This window comes from Paraburkholderia caledonica (assembly GCF_000383275.1).
Lineage (GTDB): Bacteria > Pseudomonadota > Gammaproteobacteria > Burkholderiales > Burkholderiaceae > Paraburkholderia > Paraburkholderia caledonica.
In genome coordinates this window covers 276,363-291,471 of sequence record NZ_KB911037.1, presented here as the reverse complement: position 1 = coordinate 291,471, position 15,109 = coordinate 276,363, and the positions used below count along the sequence as shown (strand labels likewise).

General features: G+C 61.5%; 13 protein-coding genes. 11 read left to right on the top strand and 2 right to left on the bottom strand.

Going from position 1 to position 15,109, the window contains the following annotated elements; genetic code table 11:
- Window positions 1-10: 10 nt before the first annotated feature.
- From mtnA to H281_RS0113925, 10 genes are all read left to right on the top strand, one after another.
- Window positions 11-1,090: an S-methyl-5-thioribose-1-phosphate isomerase gene (gene mtnA / locus H281_RS0113970; protein WP_020067737.1), complete on the top strand. Its 1,080-nt coding sequence runs from the start codon at window positions 11-13 to the stop codon at window positions 1,088-1,090.
- Window positions 1,087-1,758 (top strand): class II aldolase/adducin family protein, encoded by a 672-nt coding sequence (locus H281_RS0113965; RefSeq protein WP_020067736.1) that lies wholly within the window; start codon window positions 1,087-1,089, stop codon window positions 1,756-1,758. Before mtnA ends, H281_RS0113965 begins: the two co-directional genes overlap by 4 nt.
- A gap of 63 nt (window positions 1,759-1,821) precedes the next feature.
- Entirely contained in the window at window positions 1,822-2,919 is a 1,098-nt protein-coding gene (locus H281_RS0113960) for a sugar ABC transporter substrate-binding protein (RefSeq protein ID WP_020067735.1), read from the top strand.
- A gap of 60 nt (window positions 2,920-2,979) precedes the next feature.
- A complete protein-coding gene (locus H281_RS0113955; RefSeq protein ID WP_020067734.1) occupies window positions 2,980-4,515 on the top strand; it encodes a sugar ABC transporter ATP-binding protein in 1,536 nt (511 codons plus the stop codon).
- Complete coding sequence (locus tag H281_RS0113950) at window positions 4,512-5,513, top strand: ABC transporter permease (protein WP_020067733.1); 1,002 nt, start codon at window positions 4,512-4,514, stop codon at window positions 5,511-5,513. The genes H281_RS0113955 and H281_RS0113950 overlap by 4 nt, the downstream gene beginning before the upstream one ends.
- Window positions 5,514-5,561: 48 nt before the next feature.
- Complete coding sequence (locus H281_RS0113945) at window positions 5,562-6,572, top strand: dihydroxyacetone kinase subunit DhaK (protein ID WP_020067732.1); 1,011 nt, start codon at window positions 5,562-5,564, stop codon at window positions 6,570-6,572.
- 11 nt (window positions 6,573-6,583) lie between these two features.
- On the top strand, window positions 6,584-7,210 hold the full coding sequence (locus H281_RS0113940) for a DAK2 domain-containing protein (protein ID WP_020067731.1): 627 nt from the start codon (window positions 6,584-6,586) through the stop codon (window positions 7,208-7,210).
- A gap of 613 nt (window positions 7,211-7,823) precedes the next feature.
- Entirely contained in the window at window positions 7,824-9,524 is a 1,701-nt protein-coding gene (locus H281_RS0113935; RefSeq protein WP_020067730.1) for a tannase/feruloyl esterase family alpha/beta hydrolase, read from the top strand.
- Window positions 9,525-9,733: 209 nt separating this feature from the next.
- Complete coding sequence (locus tag H281_RS0113930; RefSeq protein WP_020067729.1) at window positions 9,734-12,148, top strand: two-partner secretion domain-containing protein; 2,415 nt, start codon at window positions 9,734-9,736, stop codon at window positions 12,146-12,148.
- A 462-nt stretch (window positions 12,149-12,610) separates the two neighbouring features.
- Window positions 12,611-13,300 carry an SDR family NAD(P)-dependent oxidoreductase gene (locus H281_RS0113925; RefSeq protein WP_020067728.1) on the top strand — a complete coding sequence of 230 codons (690 nt, stop codon included), beginning with the start codon at window positions 12,611-12,613 and terminating at the stop codon, window positions 13,298-13,300.
- Window positions 13,301-13,382: 82 nt separating this feature from the next.
- Here the strand turns inward: H281_RS0113925 and H281_RS0113920 are convergent, their stop codons facing one another.
- Together H281_RS0113920 and H281_RS0113915 are read right to left on the bottom strand one after the other, a co-directional pair.
- Window positions 13,383-13,754 carry a YciI family protein gene (locus tag H281_RS0113920; RefSeq protein WP_020067727.1) on the bottom strand — a complete coding sequence of 124 codons (372 nt, stop codon included), beginning with the start codon at window positions 13,752-13,754 and terminating at the stop codon, window positions 13,383-13,385.
- A gap of 212 nt (window positions 13,755-13,966) precedes the next feature.
- Entirely contained in the window at window positions 13,967-14,602 is a 636-nt protein-coding gene (locus H281_RS0113915) for a glutathione binding-like protein (RefSeq protein WP_020067726.1), read from the bottom strand.
- 112 nt (window positions 14,603-14,714) lie between these two features.
- Here H281_RS0113915 and H281_RS34645 point away from each other — a divergent pair, with 112 nt between their 5' ends.
- The gene (locus H281_RS34645) at window positions 14,715-15,083 is read left to right on the top strand and encodes a winged helix-turn-helix transcriptional regulator (protein WP_051120963.1); all 369 of its coding nucleotides are present in this window, start codon (window positions 14,715-14,717) and stop codon (window positions 15,081-15,083) included.
- The last annotated feature ends 26 nt before the right edge of the window (window positions 15,084-15,109 follow it).

Genomic DNA, 15,109 nt, shown 5'->3' with positions numbered 1-15,109 from the left:
CGGAGCTTTCATGGTTGCGCAGTCCCTGTTCCCCGCACTGGCCCCTACGATCGAATGGCGCGACGACGCTCTTCTGCTGCTCGATCAGACCCGCCTGCCGCATGAGGTCGTGGTGGAGCATGTCGCCGATGCAGCCGCCGTATGGCGGGCCATTCACGAACTGCGCGTGCGCGGCGCGCCCGCCATCGGGGTTGCAGCGGCGTATGGCTTATGTGTGGCCGTTCAGGATGCGCGCGCATTGCCGCTCGCCCAATTCCGGGCGGAACTCGAACGGCGGGCGCGCTGGCTCAATACGGCACGTCCCACTGCTGTGAATCTCAGCTGGAGTCTCGGACGCATGCTGCAACGTGCGCACACGTGCGGCGCGAGCGATTCGACTGCGCTTTACGAGGCGCTCGTCGAAGAGGCCCGGCAGATTCATGCGGAAGACCAGACGCTGTGCGAAGGCATCGGCCGCCACGGCATGCCGCTCATCAAGCAGGGCTGCGGCGTGCTCACCCACTGCAACGCCGGCGCACTTGCGACCACTGGCCTTGGCACCGCCACGGCACCGATTTACGCAGCGCATCGCGAGGGCATAGCGTTCAAGGTATTCGCGGACGAAACGCGGCCGCTGCTGCAGGGCGCGCGGCTGACTGCATTCGAATTGCAACAGGCAGGCGTCGACGTGACGCTGATCATGGACAGCGCAGCCGCTTCGATCATGTCCCAAGGGCTCGTCGATGTAGTGATCGTCGGCACCGATCGCGTGGCGGCCAATGGGGACTTCGCCAACAAGATCGGCACGCTCGGGGTTGCCATTGCAGCGAAGCATTACGGCATACCGTTCTACGTGGCCTGTCCGTCGTCGACACTCGACTTTCGCACGCCGACCGGTGCGCAAATCGAGATCGAGGAGCGGTGCGACGAAGAGGTTACGCATTTCGCGGGGCAGCGCACGGCGCCGCACGGCATCAAGGCTCGCAATCCCGCATTCGATGTAACGCCGCACGAACTCGTCACCGGTTTCATCACCGAACGCGGCATCGCTAAGGCGCCGTTCGAACGGTCGCTCGGCCAGTTCTTTCCGGCGGCGGGGAACGCGGCATGAAGGCGGCGCAGGAACGCGCGCTGCGCCGGGGCATCGTCGAGACCTCGCTCGAGATGGAGCGGCTCGGCATCAACCAGGGCACCTCCGGGAACGTGAGCGCGCGCCTGGGCGAGGGTTTTCTGATCACGCCGAGCGGCGTGCCGGCTCGCGAGTTGCGCGAAGAAGGCATCGTGTGGTTACCGCTCGACGTGGACGACGACGCGGAGGTGCTGCATGTAAAGCGCCCGTCGTCTGAATGGCGCATTCATCGCGACATTCTTCGCGCGCGGCACGAGATGCATGCGGTCGTGCATACGCATTCGACCGCGGCCACTGCTATGGCAATCCATGGACGCGATATTCCGGCGCTGCATTACATGGTTGCGGCAGCGGGCGGCGATTCGATTCGCTGCGCGCCCTATGCGCTCTTTGGCACGCAGTTGCTCTCGGATCATGCGCTCAAGGCGTTGCAGGACCGGCGTGCGTGCCTGCTTGCGCATCATGGCGTAGTCGCCCTGGGGGACGATCTCGCGCGCGCCGTGTGGCTCGCGCACGAAGTGGAAGTGCTGGCCAGGCAGTACCTGCTCGCCTGTCAGCTGGGTCCGCCGCCGCTTCTGTCGGACGTGCAAATGGAAGAGGTTCTGGAAAGGTTCAAGACGTATGGCAGACCGAGGCATGCCGAGCGTTAGTGCGCTTGCTTCAAGGGAAATTATCGTTAGCACCGCAGTGAATAATCTACAACGGAGACGACTATGGCCTGGAGTTCAGCAAGATTCGACGGATGGGACGTATTGGGTAAGCCGACCTGTGCGGTGCTGCTGTGTGCGGCAGCCGCGCTTGCCGGTTGTTCCAAAAGCGACAACAGCTCGACCAGCACCACTTCGGGCCAGGCCGCGAGCGCGCCGGCCAGCGCGCCCGTGGCCAACGCGTCGGGCGGCAAGACAAAAGTTGGATTCTCCGTTTCTACGCTCAATAACGCTTTCTTTGTCGGCCTGAAGGCTGGCGTGGAGAAGGGCGCTAAAGAGCAGGGCTTCGACCTCGTGCAAACCAATGCGAATGGCGACGCGCAGCAGCAGGTGAACGACGCGATCAATCTTCTGAGCCAGGGCGTGACAGCGCTCGTGCTCAATCCAATCGATTCCAAGGCCATTATTCCCGCCGTCGAAAAAGCCAATTCGATGAACATTCCGGTGTTCATGCTGGATCGCGGTTCGGACGGCGGCAAGGTCACGTCTTTCGTTGCATCGGATAACGTCGCGCTGGGGCAGACGGCGGCCAAATGGATTGCCGACCAGTTGACGAAGCGCTACGGCTCCGCCAAAGGCAACGTGGTCGATCTGATTGGGCTGGTCGGCACGACGGCCGCCACCGATCGCGAGAAAGGCTTCAGCGACGAGATCGCCAAATATCCCGACATCAAGGTGGTCGCTCGTCAGGAAGGCGCGTTCGATCAGGAAAAGTCCCTCAACGCGATGACCAATATCCTGCAGAAGTATCCGCAAATCGACGCGGTCTTCGGCGCCAATGACGACAACACGGTCGGCGCGGAAAAAGCCATCGACAATGCCGGCCGCTATAAGCCGCTCGGCGACAAGCAGCACATTCTGGTCATCGGTGCGGACGGTACCGCGCAGGCGCTGTCGGCGATTCGTGCCGGCAAGCAGGACGCGACCATCTCGCAGAACCCGATTCAGATGGCGGCCAAGTCGCTGCAATTCGTCGCCGACTACAGCGCGAAGAAAGAGGTGCCGGCGAATTATGCGTGGCCGACGCTGCTGATCGACAAGTCGAATATCGATTCGGATGCGACGAAGAAATACGGGCTGTGGTCTGAGGAAGTCAAACAGTAAGACAGGCCGCGGGCTGCGTCGCATCGGACAACGCGCAGCCCGCAAACGGAAAGAGGCGACATGACAGTGCAAGCCGAAGAACGGGAGCGCGCGCCCGTGAACAGATCCGTGCCGTTGTTGCGCATGCAGGGCATCGTCAAGAGTTTTCCGGGCGTGAAGGCCTTGCGCGGCGTGAGCCTCGAATTGCGGGCGGGACACGTCATGGCGATTGTCGGCGAGAACGGCGCTGGCAAGTCGTCGCTCGTCAAGACGCTGTCCGGCGCCTACGAGCCAGACGAAGGCACGATCGAAATCGACGGCGTGCCGCTTGCGCGCGGCACCAATGCAGCGATAGATGCCGGGGTCGCCGTCATCTATCAGGAACTCTCGCTGATTAACGACATGACGGTGGCGGAGAATCTGTTTCTCGGCCGCATGCCTGCGCGCAAGGGTTTCATCATGCAGCGCGAGGCGAATCAGCTCGCACGGGAGGCGCTTGCGCGTGTGGGCCTCGATTCCGTGCCGCCGTGGATGCGCCTCGGCGATCTGCCGCTCAACAAACGCCAACTGGTCGAAGTGGCGAAAGCCATTGCACGCGATGCGCGCATCCTCGTTATGGATGAGCCGACCGCGGCGCTGCAAAGTCAGGACATCGTCAATCTGTACGCCGTGGTGCGCAGGCTGCGAGCGGCGGGCATGGGCATCATCTTTATTTCACATCATCTTGAAGAAGTGTTCGAACTCGCCGATTCGGCGGTCGTGATGCGCGACGGCGCCACTGTCGGTGCGCGTCCCATGTCGGAATGGACCGAAGCCGCACTCGTGCAGGCGATGGTCGCGCGCAATCTGGAGTCGTTCTACCCGTGGGAGCCGCGCGACTACGGCGATGTCGTGCTCGAAGTCCGTAACCTCGTCAGCGCGCCGCTGCTGCGCAATGCGAGCTTCAAGGTGCGGGCGGGAGAGATTGTCGGTATCGCGGGAATTGCGGGCGCGGGGCGCACCGAACTGCTCAAGACGATTTTCGGCGCGCTGCCGGCGACGGGCGGCGAAATACTCATCAAAGGCAAAAAGATCGCGAATCATTCGCCGACCGAAGGCGTGCGTCACGGGCTCGTGTACACGTCGGAGGATCGAAAGCTCGAGGGGCTCGTGCTCGATGCCAACATCGAAGAAAACATTGCACTGTCCAGCCTTAAAGCGCTGGCGAACGGCGGATTTGTTAGCGGTGCCAGGAAGCGCAAGCTGGCGCGAGATGCCAGCACGCGATTTGGCGTGCGGGCGTCTTCGGTCCTGCAGGTCACGCGCACGCTGTCGGGCGGCAATCAGCAAAAAGTGATTCTCGGGCGCGCCACCGCAACCCAGCCCGTCGTCATCATGCTCGACGAGCCGACGCGCGGCATTGACGTAGGGGCGAAGACGGAAATCTACGCGCACATGGTGGCCATGGCGCGGGCGGGCGGTGCCGTCGTCATGGTGAGTTCCGAATTGCCGGAGCTGCTCGGCATGTCGGATCGCGTGCTCGTGATGTATCGCGGCAGCATCGTGACGGAGATTCCGCGCGAAAAAGCGCATTCGGAAGCTGTCATTCAATGGGCTACAACAGGAGCAGGCGCATGACCTCCACGGCAGCCAACCGTGCGGATACGGAGGCGCTGTCGCGCCGCGTGATCCGCCAATTGAGGAGCGGGATCGGGCCACTGTTCGCCGCGCTCGTCATCATCTGTATTGCTTTGTCGATTGCATCGCCCGAGTTTCTGACGACCAGTACGCTGACCAACATCATGGTGCAGGTGTCGGTGGTCGGCATTGCGGCGGTGGGCGGGACCTTCGTCATCATTACGTCGGGAATCGATCTCTCGGTCGGTTCGCTCGTCGCGTTGACGGGCATGGTCGCTGCGACTGTCATGGCCGGGTCGAGTCCGGGGGCGATCGGCCTCGGCATTGCCGGGCTTTGCGCGGCGCTCGCGGTCGGCGCTGCGGCAGGCGCATTGAACGGTCTCGCGGTTGCGTGGCTGCGGCTCGTGCCCTTCATCGTCACACTGGCGATGATGGCCATGGCGCGCGGTTTGACTCTCGCCATTTCGGATGGCCGCACCAAGTTCGATTTTCCGAATGCCTTCACGGCGTTCGGCGCGAAGACGGTCGCCGGCTTGCCGATGCCGATGATAGTCATGCTCGTGATCTTCGTCATAGGTCATGTGTTGTTGCGCAAGACCACGTTCGGCCATCAGGTGTTCGCGGTGGGCGGCAATCAGGAAGCCGCGCGTCTCGCGGGTATCCCGGTGCATCGCGTCGTGTTCCTCACTTACATGCTGGCCGGTGTGACGGCCGCAATTGCCGGGATCGTCCTCGCGGGGCGGCTCAATTCCGCGCTGCCTTCCGCAGCCAACGGGCTGGAGTTGCAGGTGATCGCCGCTGTCGTGATTGGCGGGACCTCGCTTGCCGGAGGACGCGGGTCGATTGTGGGAACGTTCATCGGCGTCGTGCTCATCGGCGTGATCAATGTGGGATTGTCGCTGCTCGGCGTGAATCCCTTCTGGACGCAGTTCATACAGGGCGGCGTAATATTCGCGGCTGTCCTGCTGGATGCGCTCAGTCAGCGACGCAAGCAGTGAGCGTCTTTTTGCATTCTGTGAAAGCACCCCGAACCGGAGGAGCACGACATGAAAAAAATCATCAACGAACCCGATGCCTTTGTCGATGAAATCATCGAAGGCCTGCTTATCGCCCATCCGGCATGGATCAAAAGCGCAACTGCGGACAAGCGGGCGCTGGTACGCAAGGACGCGCCGAAAGCGGGGCGCGTGGGCATCGTGACGGGCGGCGGCTCGGGTCATCTGCCCGGCTTTCTCGGCTATGTGGGCGAGGGTTTGTGCAGCGGCGTCGCGGTGGGCAACGTTTTTTCATCGCCGTCCGCCGAGCAGATACTGGAAGCAACGAAGGCTGTGAATGGCGGCGCCGGGGTGCTCTACGTGTATGGGAACTACGGTGGCGACGTGCTCAACTTCGATCTTGCGGCCGACCTGGCCGAGCCGGACGGCATCGAGATCCAGACGGTCGTGCTGACCGACGACGTGGCCTCGGCGCCCAAGGAACGTGCCGCGGACCGGCGCGGCGTGGCGGGCATGCTGTTCGCCTTCAAATGCGCGGGCGCCGCGGCGGAGCGCGGCGATTCGCTGGACGAAGTGGCGCGTATCTGCGGCAAGGCCAATGCCAATTGCCGCACCATGGGCGTCGGCCTGTCGCCGACGATCCTGCCCGCTGCCGGCAAACCGACCTTCACCCTGCCCGAAGGCGAGATGGAGATCGGCATTGGTATTCATGGCGAGCCCGGCACGCACCGCGGCAACCTCGAATCCGCGGATGCCATTGCTGAACGCATCACGCGTGAGATTCTCGACGATCTGGATGCGGAGAAAGGCTCGCGCGTTGCGTTACTCGTCAACGGACTCGGCGCGACGCCGTTGGAAGAGCTCTATCTGCTTTATCGACGTTCGGCGCGACTTATCGCGGATCGCGGATTGAAGGTGGCGCGCTCGTATGTCGGCGAATATGTGACGAGTCTCGAGATGGCGGGCGCATCCATTACTGTGATGCTGCTCGACGACGAACTTCAGGCGCTGCTCGAAGCACCGGCAAATTCGCCGTTCTTCCGCGACGGCACGCCATCCTGACGAGGCATGCGATGAGTGTATCCAACAACGAACTGCGCGAGCTTCTGACGCGTGCATTGAATGCGCTTCCCGCTCACGCCGACGAACTGCGCGACCTCGATGCCGCCTTGGGCGATGGCGATCTCGGCATCACGGTTCGCGCGGGATCGGCAGCGGTCGTGAATGCGCTTGCCGCATTGCCCGACGGCGCGTCGCTCAGCGATGTGCTGCTGGCCGCGGGGAAGGCCTTCTCGACCGCCAACCCGTCCACGTTCGCGGCACTCGTGGGCGGCGGTCTGCTTGCTGCTGCCAAGGCGGTGCCCGGAGTACAAGGGGTGGGGCGCGCCGAAGCCCTGGCGATTGGGCGCGCGGTGGCGGGTCGCATCGTCGAACGCGGCAAGAGTCAGCTCGGCGACAAGACGGTGCTCGATGCGCTGCTGCCGAGCCTCGATACGCTGGAGGCATCGCAAGGAAGCGCCGTCGAGCTTCTCGACGCGATGATCGCAACGGCGCAGGAAGGCGTCGCCGCTACGGCCTCCATTCAATCGAGAAAAGGCCGTGCCGCGTGGGTGCAGGAACGAAGCATCGGCCATGCGGACCCCGGAGCAACGGCATACGTGCGCTTCTTACAGGCGCTGCGCGAGGCGTGTGCTGGATAGCGCGATTCGAGGTGGGGCCGCTTTGCTTGCTCGTGTAGGAAAACTGCGTTGAAGGGGCGCCGGCCTTTCTACATCCGAAGCTCTGTATCGCGCGCAATCCCGCAATCGGGCTGTTGAACGTCATGCTGCTCCCACTGACACCGTGTACGGTGTCAGTGGTGACCGCTTGCGTCGTATGGACCTGTCGCTTCTCGGTTAGTGCAGGCTCCGTTCAACCTGGAAGCCAGACACCCGCGTCTGGTCGAGAGCACTTCCTGTCTACACGAAATGTCTCTGAAGGACACTGGCTGTCCGGAAAAGACCTTACGTGGTGAACTGCATCCACACTACTATCACTCGCACAACAGTCCGTTGGATCGGGCTGCGATCGGTCATAGGCATGACGCGGCGCACCAATGTCGCGCGCAGGGCCGTGCGTTCGGCATAAGCGCACGAGTTCATAGTTAGATATACGAAGTAAATATTCGACGCCGTTAAATTGTCGAATGTGGCGTGAGTGGAGCCCCGGCGGCGGCAACGCGATCTGAATCTGGCTGTGGTGAAAGCGTTATCGATGCGTGTGGCGAGGCGAGCGCCCAGACGGCGAGTATGGCGTTCTCATAACGGAGACAGCATGATTTCACTTGATACTCGTATCTTGAAGATAGCGGCCGTGGGCGCGTTCTGGCTGACATCGGCGGCCTCGGCAGCCACCGGCGCCGCGAGACCGCCTGCGGGGCCCGTAGCCGCCTGCGAACGTCTTCAAGGCTTTGTCGTCCCTCCATTCGAAATCAGCTTGTCCACTTCCGGCGCGACCGTGGTTTCCGTCAAGCCGGTTGCTGCGAGCGGGACTGGCGCAAAAGCTTTACCGGATTACTGCGAGGTCACAGGCAAGATATCTCCGCTCGACAGATCCGCGCCCGACATCCAGTTCAAGGTCGGACTGCCTGCGCAATGGAACGGCAAGATCGTCATGTTCGGCGGTGGTGGTTTCGACGGCACCATCCCCGACATAACCGGGAACGTACCGAATGGCCCGGTCGACGAACTGGTGCCGCTTGGCCGCGGCTACGCAACCTTTGCGAGCGACTCGGGCCATCAGGCCAACGCGCTCGGCTCACAGGACGGACGCTTCGGCTTGAACGACGAGGCAGTGAGAAATTTTGGCGGTGACGCGTTGAAGAAGACGCACGACGCGGCGCTCGCCATCATCAAGGCCCGGTATGGGCATTGGCCGCATAAGGCCTATTTCGCCGGCGGATCGACCGGCGGCCGCGAAGCCGTGACAGCGATTCAGCGCTGGCCGTCCGATTGGGACGGTGCGATTGCATGGTATCCCGCGTGGGACGACGCTGCTGCGCTGCTCGGCGGTCAACGCATGAACCGTGCGCTCGCGAAACCCGGTGCCTACCTTTCCGTTGGCAAACGCAAAGCGCTGTACGACGCGGCGATGCAGGCATGCGACTCGCTCGACGGCGTTGCCGACGGGCTTATCAGCGACCAGCAGCAGTGTAACGCCCGGTTCGATCCGGTTACCGCTACGTTGAACGGCGCTCCGCTGCGTTGCCGGAACGGCGCGGACACCGGCGACAATTGCCTTTCGGACCCACAAATCGAGGCGTTGAAAACAATAAACTCGACAACGCATTTTCGCTTCCGGCTCGTGAGCGGTGAAACTCAATACCCCGGGTACAACGTCTGGGGAGCGGACCTGGGCATCACCACACGTAGTTCGCCAGTCGAGCCCGTGGTCACGTTTCTCGCTTTCGGAACGTCCCAGCCGGCCAACCCCATGCCCGCAACGGCGCCATACATCAGCGTTCTAACCGACCAGTGGTTCAAGTATGCCGTGACGCGTGACCCTGACTTCAATTCACTGTCGATCGACCCCGAGCAGCCAGGCGTGTGGGCGAACCGTATTAGTGAACTGAGTTCGCAGCTCGATGCAAGCACGGACATCTCGGCTTTCAGGAGGCACGGCGGGAAGTTGCTCCTGGTGCATGGATTAGCCGATGTTCTGGTCAGTACGCGCGCGACCGAGGAATACTATCGGCGGCTACAAGAGCAGTTCGGCATCCGTCAAGTCGATTCCTTCGTACGCTTCTATGAAATTCCAGGAATGGGCCATGCGGTGAGCAGTACCTTCAACGCGACCTGGGATTCACTGTCCGCGCTCGAGCAGTGGGCCGAGAGAGGCAAGGCCCCTGTCGCGCAGGTAACGACCGATACCGCTGGCGTGCCTGGCCGCACGCGGCCGCTGTGCGATTACCCGGAGTGGCCGCGGTACGTAGGTGGCGACGTCAATCGGGCCGAATCGTTTCAATGCTCGCGATGAGCGATTGGCGTGACACCGATTGAGTCGCCGGCAGGGCCTCCACAGGAAATGCGGCCACAACCGCAACGACAAAAGGCGTAAAACGCAGAGATATCGGCAGGCGTGGGCAGGGCCAGCAGCTATTCTTCAGACGTTGTGGCCAACGCATGTGCGCTCGGCTCTGCTGGTCATCTGCAGCCCTTCCGCTGACAGGCGGAAAAAGGGGGTGTATGTCACGTCCTCAACTACCTCGGCCTGCGCGACGCGCACTGCGGCGTCGAGACGCAAACGCGGGCTTCCTGCTGGCCATCGGCATTTCGCTGACTGAACTATCCCTGACACCTGTGGCACTCGCGGCGGGCAGCCTTCCACAAGGCGGCACTTATGTGGCCGGCACCGGCGCGATAGCAGGTCAGGGCAACGGGCTCCTGATTACTCAGCCGGGTTCAACGCGCGGGGTGATCGACTGGAACAGCTTTTCGATCGGCAAGACCAACAGCGTGACGTTCGAGAACGGCTCCGGCGCGACGCTGAACCGGGTGACGGGCGGTTCACCGTCTGCCATCTTCGGCAGGCTGAATGCGACGGGCAGCGTCTATGTGATCAATCCGCAGGGCATCGTCGTTGGACCATCGGGCGTTATCACAACCGGCGGACGCTTCGTGGCGTCGACGCTGGACATCTGCAACGACGCCTTCATGCAGGGCAGCGGCTCGCTCACGCTATCGGGCACCTCGAACGCAGCCGTGATTAATCTCGGCAAGATCAGTTCGAGCGGCGGCGATGTGTTCCTGATTGCGCGGCATAACGTCATTAACGCCGGCACCGTCGCCGCGCTCAACGGCACGGCGGAACTGGCTGCGGGCGAGCAGGTGCTGCTGCAAGACTCCGCCGGCAGCAAGCAGGTGTTCGTGCAGACAGGCAGTCAGGGTACGGTCGTCAACAAGGGGCGAATAGCCGCCGCGCAGGTCAGCTTGCAGGCCGCTGACGGCAACGTGTATGCGTTGGCTGGCAGGGGCACGCGCATCCGCGCGACGGGCACCGCGAGCCGCGACGGCCACGTATGGCTCGTCGCTGACAGCGGCCGTGTCGAACAACTCGGCAAGGTCGCCGCAAGCAACGCTGACGGCAGCGGCGGAATCGTCGACACGCAAGCGGCACAACTGGAGTTGGGCAGGCACGCGGTGGTGAATGCAGGTGAGTGGAATCTCTCGACGCCAAGCTTTACGATCGATGGCGACGCTGCGCATGCTTTGCAGCGTAGTCTGAGCTCGGGCACCTCGGTCGATATCAGCACGACGGGTGCCAACGGCGCGACCGGCGACCTGGGTATCGCATCGAGCGTGCGCTGGCGCGGTCCCGCTTCGCTCACGCTTGCCGCATACCACGACGTCTCGATCGCCGCGGGTACGACCATCGCGAACGATGGTGCAGGCAATCTGAGCTTGCGCGCCGACGCATCCGCCGTCGACAACGGCGGCAGCGTCATCAACAACGGCACGCTGGATTGGTCGAAGAGTACCGGCATCGTCCGTGCGTTTTACGACATGAACGGCAGCTACACTCCGGGGACGAACCTTGCGAACGCAGCATGGACAGCCGCTCCGTATAGCGGCCTCGTCACGCAGATAACCGGCTATAAGCTGGTCAATTCATTGAGCGATCTGCAGAACATCTCGCTCGACCTCGCAGGCAATTACGCGCTAGGCAAGGATCTCGACGCGAGCGCAACCATTACGTCATTCGCTTTCTCTTCGCTCGGTAATGCCGCTACGCCTTTCTCCGGCCAGTTCGACGGCTTGGGTCACGTGATTGACAGGTTTTCACAATCCGATCGAGGTTTGATGCCGGCGGTAGGACTGTTCGGTGTAATCGGTCCGACAGGAGTCGTGCGCAATGTCGGGATGACGAACGCCTATCTCAGCACCAATACCTACTCTCCAGCAGGAATTGCGTTCGGCATTCTGGCCGGGCTGAACCAGGGCATCATCGCGTACAGCTATACGAGCGGGGGGCGCGGCACCGCATCGTTCGAAGGTGCGACGACCGGCGGACTGGTCGGGCGGAACGACGGGTTGATCGAGCGCTCGTCGAGCAGCGCGTTCGTCGGTTCGGCTGGTCTTCTGGGTGGACTTGTCGGTACCAATACCGGGACCGTTTTGCAATCCTACGCAAACGGAGATGTGAGTGCCGGCTACCATGGCAATGCGGGCGGATTGATTGGCGGCAACTCCGGAATCGTCTCGCAATCCTATTCGACTGCTATCGCGGATGGGGGTGTGAGCGCGGGCGGCATCGCCTATTCGAACTCGGGAACAATTGAGCAGTCGTTCGCGGCGGCTCTGGTTCAAGGTTATTGCTGCAGCCCGCCGGATACGTCAACCAGTTTCGGCGCTATCGCCGCCTACAACGCCCCAGCGGCTGGCGCAGGGATATCAACGAACGTCTATTGGGACAAACAGACGACGACCCGAACCGCCAGCGCGGGGACCGGCCCGCAGTTGCCGGAGTCGAACGGCCTGACCACTGCGCAGATGAGCGACCCGGCCAGTTTTGTCGGCTGGGACTTCGGACCGACTGGCGCGTGGGTGATGCCTCCCTTATCCTCGCACCCAGTTCTCAGATGGCAAGTCACCGGGCACTGAATCACGCCGCTTGAATGAGCGTCGGGAGCGTCACGCGACGCGGCGAGCCGGTGTTCGGGGCAGATCAAATACAGAAAGCCCTGGAGCAATGAAGCCTTTGGGTCCGCTTGTAGCGAGTTGCCGCTTTGTCGCGAAAGAGGGTGTCGCCGACGTTTCCGTCCCGCTAGTCAGCGCATCCACTGGATATGTAAAGTTCCGCGCGCCCAACTGGGCGCAGGCACTTATCAACGGTTGATCTCGCCTTTTCTTCCGGAACGCGTAGCTGCTGGGCGACGGCACTCCCGGATGTGAGTGGCGCTTCGCGTCCAACTGAAGCATGTCAGCCAGTCATTTCTGCAATGACGGCAACGTGCTGGACTGCACATCACGTGAGCGGTAGCTTCTTCAAACGCGCAAAACTCGCGCTCGGTGTCTCCATGAGACGACACATGGCTAGTCTTTTCTTCAAGGAGCGCACATACGATGGCAACTGACGAAACAGCACTGATCATTGGTGCTTCCCGCGGACTCGGCCTGGCACTTGCGTCGGAGTTCAGTAGACGCCAGTACAACGTAATCGCCACGTCGCGAGGATCGTCTCCAAAGCTGGCAGAACTGGAGGCGCAATGCTCGGGGAGAGTGACGACCGAAACCGTAGACGTAGTGGACCTGGAATCGGTAAGGGCGCTTTATGAACGCCTCAATGGTCACAAGCTTGACGTGTTATTTCTCAACGCGGGCGTTTGTAAGGCAAACGAACTCACACCGTTGCAGGTGGACGAAAGCGACTTTCTCGACATGATGCTCACCAATGCGCTCAGTCCGATGCGGATTGTCGAAATGTTCCACAACCTCGTCGCGGAAAACGGTGTAATCGCTGTGATGTCGTCCGAAATCGGAAGCATCGAGAACTCCGCCGGGTTCTGGGAACTGTACAGTTCGAGCAAGGCAGCCTTGAACATGCTGATGAAAGCCTTCTCGCAACGTCATCCTCAAGACAACCGCGCGCTCCTTCTTGTGGCCCCGGGCTGGGTTCGAACCGACATGGGCGGCAGCAATGCGACGCTGGATATTTCTGAAAGCATTCCGCTTGTCGTGGACATGATCGAGGCAAACTTCGGGGTCCCGGGTCTGCGCTTCACCGATCGCTACAACAAGGCTATACCTTGGTGAGTGCCAGTGCGCCAACAGGGTGGGGCGTCCGGCTTTCGACCCGCGACGCCCCTTGCTGCTTTCACGCGTGTTGGTAAGCCCGTCAAGGGCCCAGGTAGAAATCGAACGGAATAAGCTCGACCGCCCATCCGCCTTCTTCGCCCAGTGTGGCGGCCGGGTGCATGGACGCGATGCGCAACGCTTCGTCACGGCTATCCGCCTCGATGATGAACAGGCCGCCCACGACTTCCTTCGATTCCGTGTAGGGCCCGTCCGTGACGTGCGTCTTGCCACTGAGCGGGCGAAGCGTGCTCCATTTGTCCAGATCGCCCAGCGACGCGGAAATCAGAACCTTTCCGGTAGCCCGCATCTTCTCGTCCAATGCGGGGCATTGGCTCACCAGAGACTTGACAGCTTCTGGTGTCATGGCGGCGAATTTTTCGGGGGTGAAGTAGGCCAGGCCGAGGTATTTCATGGGAGTTCCTTTGGGTGGGACATACACCTACGACGAACCTGATGATCGAAAATCGACATTCTCCGAAGAGAATTTGTAACGGGTCACGCCAGCCTGTCCTGCTTCGGCCCGGCTGCCGGAGTTCGAACAACAAAAGTACGGCTGAACACTATGGGCTTCGGTCACCGGCCAGTTCAGGAGCGCCACGCGTGGCATACGTCGATTGTTGTCGCTCAGTCTGCCAGCAACCCGTCTTCCCGCAGCACCCGCTGGACGGCCGGTCTATCCCTGATTCGCTGATACCACGCCTGCAGGTGGCGATACGGACCGAGGTCGATATTCGCGTGGTACACCGATTTCATCCACGAGGCGGTGCCCCATCCTGTCAGTGCGAAAAGGTAAGCATCGGCAATCGTAAAGCTGTCGCCCATCAAAAACCGCTTACCGTTTAATTGACCGTCGATCCAGCCGAATCTGCTTTCGAGCTTTGGCCTCGCGGTATCGACCCACTTTCCCGCAGCCACCGCATAAAGCAGCGGAATGAAGCCCTTATGGATTTCGGTGCTCAGGAAGTTGAGCCATTCGAGCAGCCTGTAGCGTTCAATCGAACCATGAGCGGGCGCGAGTTTTGATTCCGGCGACTGGTCAGCAAGGTACTGAGCGATGACGGTACCTTCACGCAGAAATGTGCCGTCCTGCAATTCCAGAAGCGGCACGTAGCCAAGCTCGGAGACATCGTAATAGCTCGTCCCGTCCGGCAGCAAATGGCGCCGCGCGTCGACCGTGACGACATCGGCATTGAGCCCCGTCTCCTGCAATACGATGCAGATTGCTTGCGAACAACTTCCAGGCGCGTGATACAGCTTCATGCGGTCTTCCTTTAATGATCATGTGGCGAGAAGTATCCCGCGCAAAGGCTAAAAAAAGAAGAAGGCAGAAGTTTGTGATATAGGTACAAAAACTATACCGGACAGAAAAGCAATGAGGCAGAGTGCAACGGGATGTTCAATCGAAGAGGCCATGCGTCTGCTAGGTGGGCGCTGGCGTTTGCTGCTGGTGTCCTACCTGGTGGAGGGGCCGAAGCGCTTCAATGAGCTTCGCCGCGATGTGCCGGGGATATCGCAGCGCATGTTGACGCTCGACTTGCGGGCACTGGAACAAGCGGGGCTGATTCAGCGGACGGTCTTTGCAGAGGTCCCCGTGAAAGTCGAGTATCGACTCACGAGTGACGGTGAACGGCTAAAGCCAGTCATCGAAGTCATGCGCGAGTTCGGCCTCTGGCTCAAAGGGCGCCCGATTCTGGACTCTCAGGAAGCGGACCTTGAGTGTGCAGAAGATGCATCGCAATAGATGCCTTCGCGGTTTCCCGAATGGGT

What these genes read in the sequence shown, in the direction of transcription:
- mtnA (WP_020067737.1), top strand. Translation starts at nt 11, where the DNA reads ATGGTTGCGCAGTCCCTGTTCCCCGCACTGGCCCCTACGATCGAATGG.
- H281_RS0113965 (WP_020067736.1), top strand. Translation starts at nt 1,087, where the DNA reads ATGAAGGCGGCGCAGGAACGCGCGCTGCGCCGGGGCATCGTCGAGACC.
- H281_RS0113960 (WP_020067735.1), top strand. Translation starts at nt 1,822, where the DNA reads ATGGCCTGGAGTTCAGCAAGATTCGACGGATGGGACGTATTGGGTAAG.
- H281_RS0113955 (WP_020067734.1), top strand. Translation starts at nt 2,980, where the DNA reads ATGACAGTGCAAGCCGAAGAACGGGAGCGCGCGCCCGTGAACAGATCC.
- H281_RS0113950 (WP_020067733.1), top strand. Translation starts at nt 4,512, where the DNA reads ATGACCTCCACGGCAGCCAACCGTGCGGATACGGAGGCGCTGTCGCGC.
- H281_RS0113945 (WP_020067732.1), top strand. Translation starts at nt 5,562, where the DNA reads ATGAAAAAAATCATCAACGAACCCGATGCCTTTGTCGATGAAATCATC.
- H281_RS0113940 (WP_020067731.1), top strand. Translation starts at nt 6,584, where the DNA reads ATGAGTGTATCCAACAACGAACTGCGCGAGCTTCTGACGCGTGCATTG.
- H281_RS0113935 (WP_020067730.1), top strand. Translation starts at nt 7,824, where the DNA reads ATGATTTCACTTGATACTCGTATCTTGAAGATAGCGGCCGTGGGCGCG.
- H281_RS0113930 (WP_020067729.1), top strand. Translation starts at nt 9,734, where the DNA reads ATGTCACGTCCTCAACTACCTCGGCCTGCGCGACGCGCACTGCGGCGT.
- H281_RS0113925 (WP_020067728.1), top strand. Translation starts at nt 12,611, where the DNA reads ATGGCAACTGACGAAACAGCACTGATCATTGGTGCTTCCCGCGGACTC.
- H281_RS0113920 (WP_020067727.1), bottom strand. Translation starts at nt 13,754, where the DNA reads ATGAAATACCTCGGCCTGGCCTACTTCACCCCCGAAAAATTCGCCGCC.
- H281_RS0113915 (WP_020067726.1), bottom strand. Translation starts at nt 14,602, where the DNA reads ATGAAGCTGTATCACGCGCCTGGAAGTTGTTCGCAAGCAATCTGCATC.
- H281_RS34645 (WP_051120963.1), top strand. Translation starts at nt 14,715, where the DNA reads ATGAGGCAGAGTGCAACGGGATGTTCAATCGAAGAGGCCATGCGTCTG.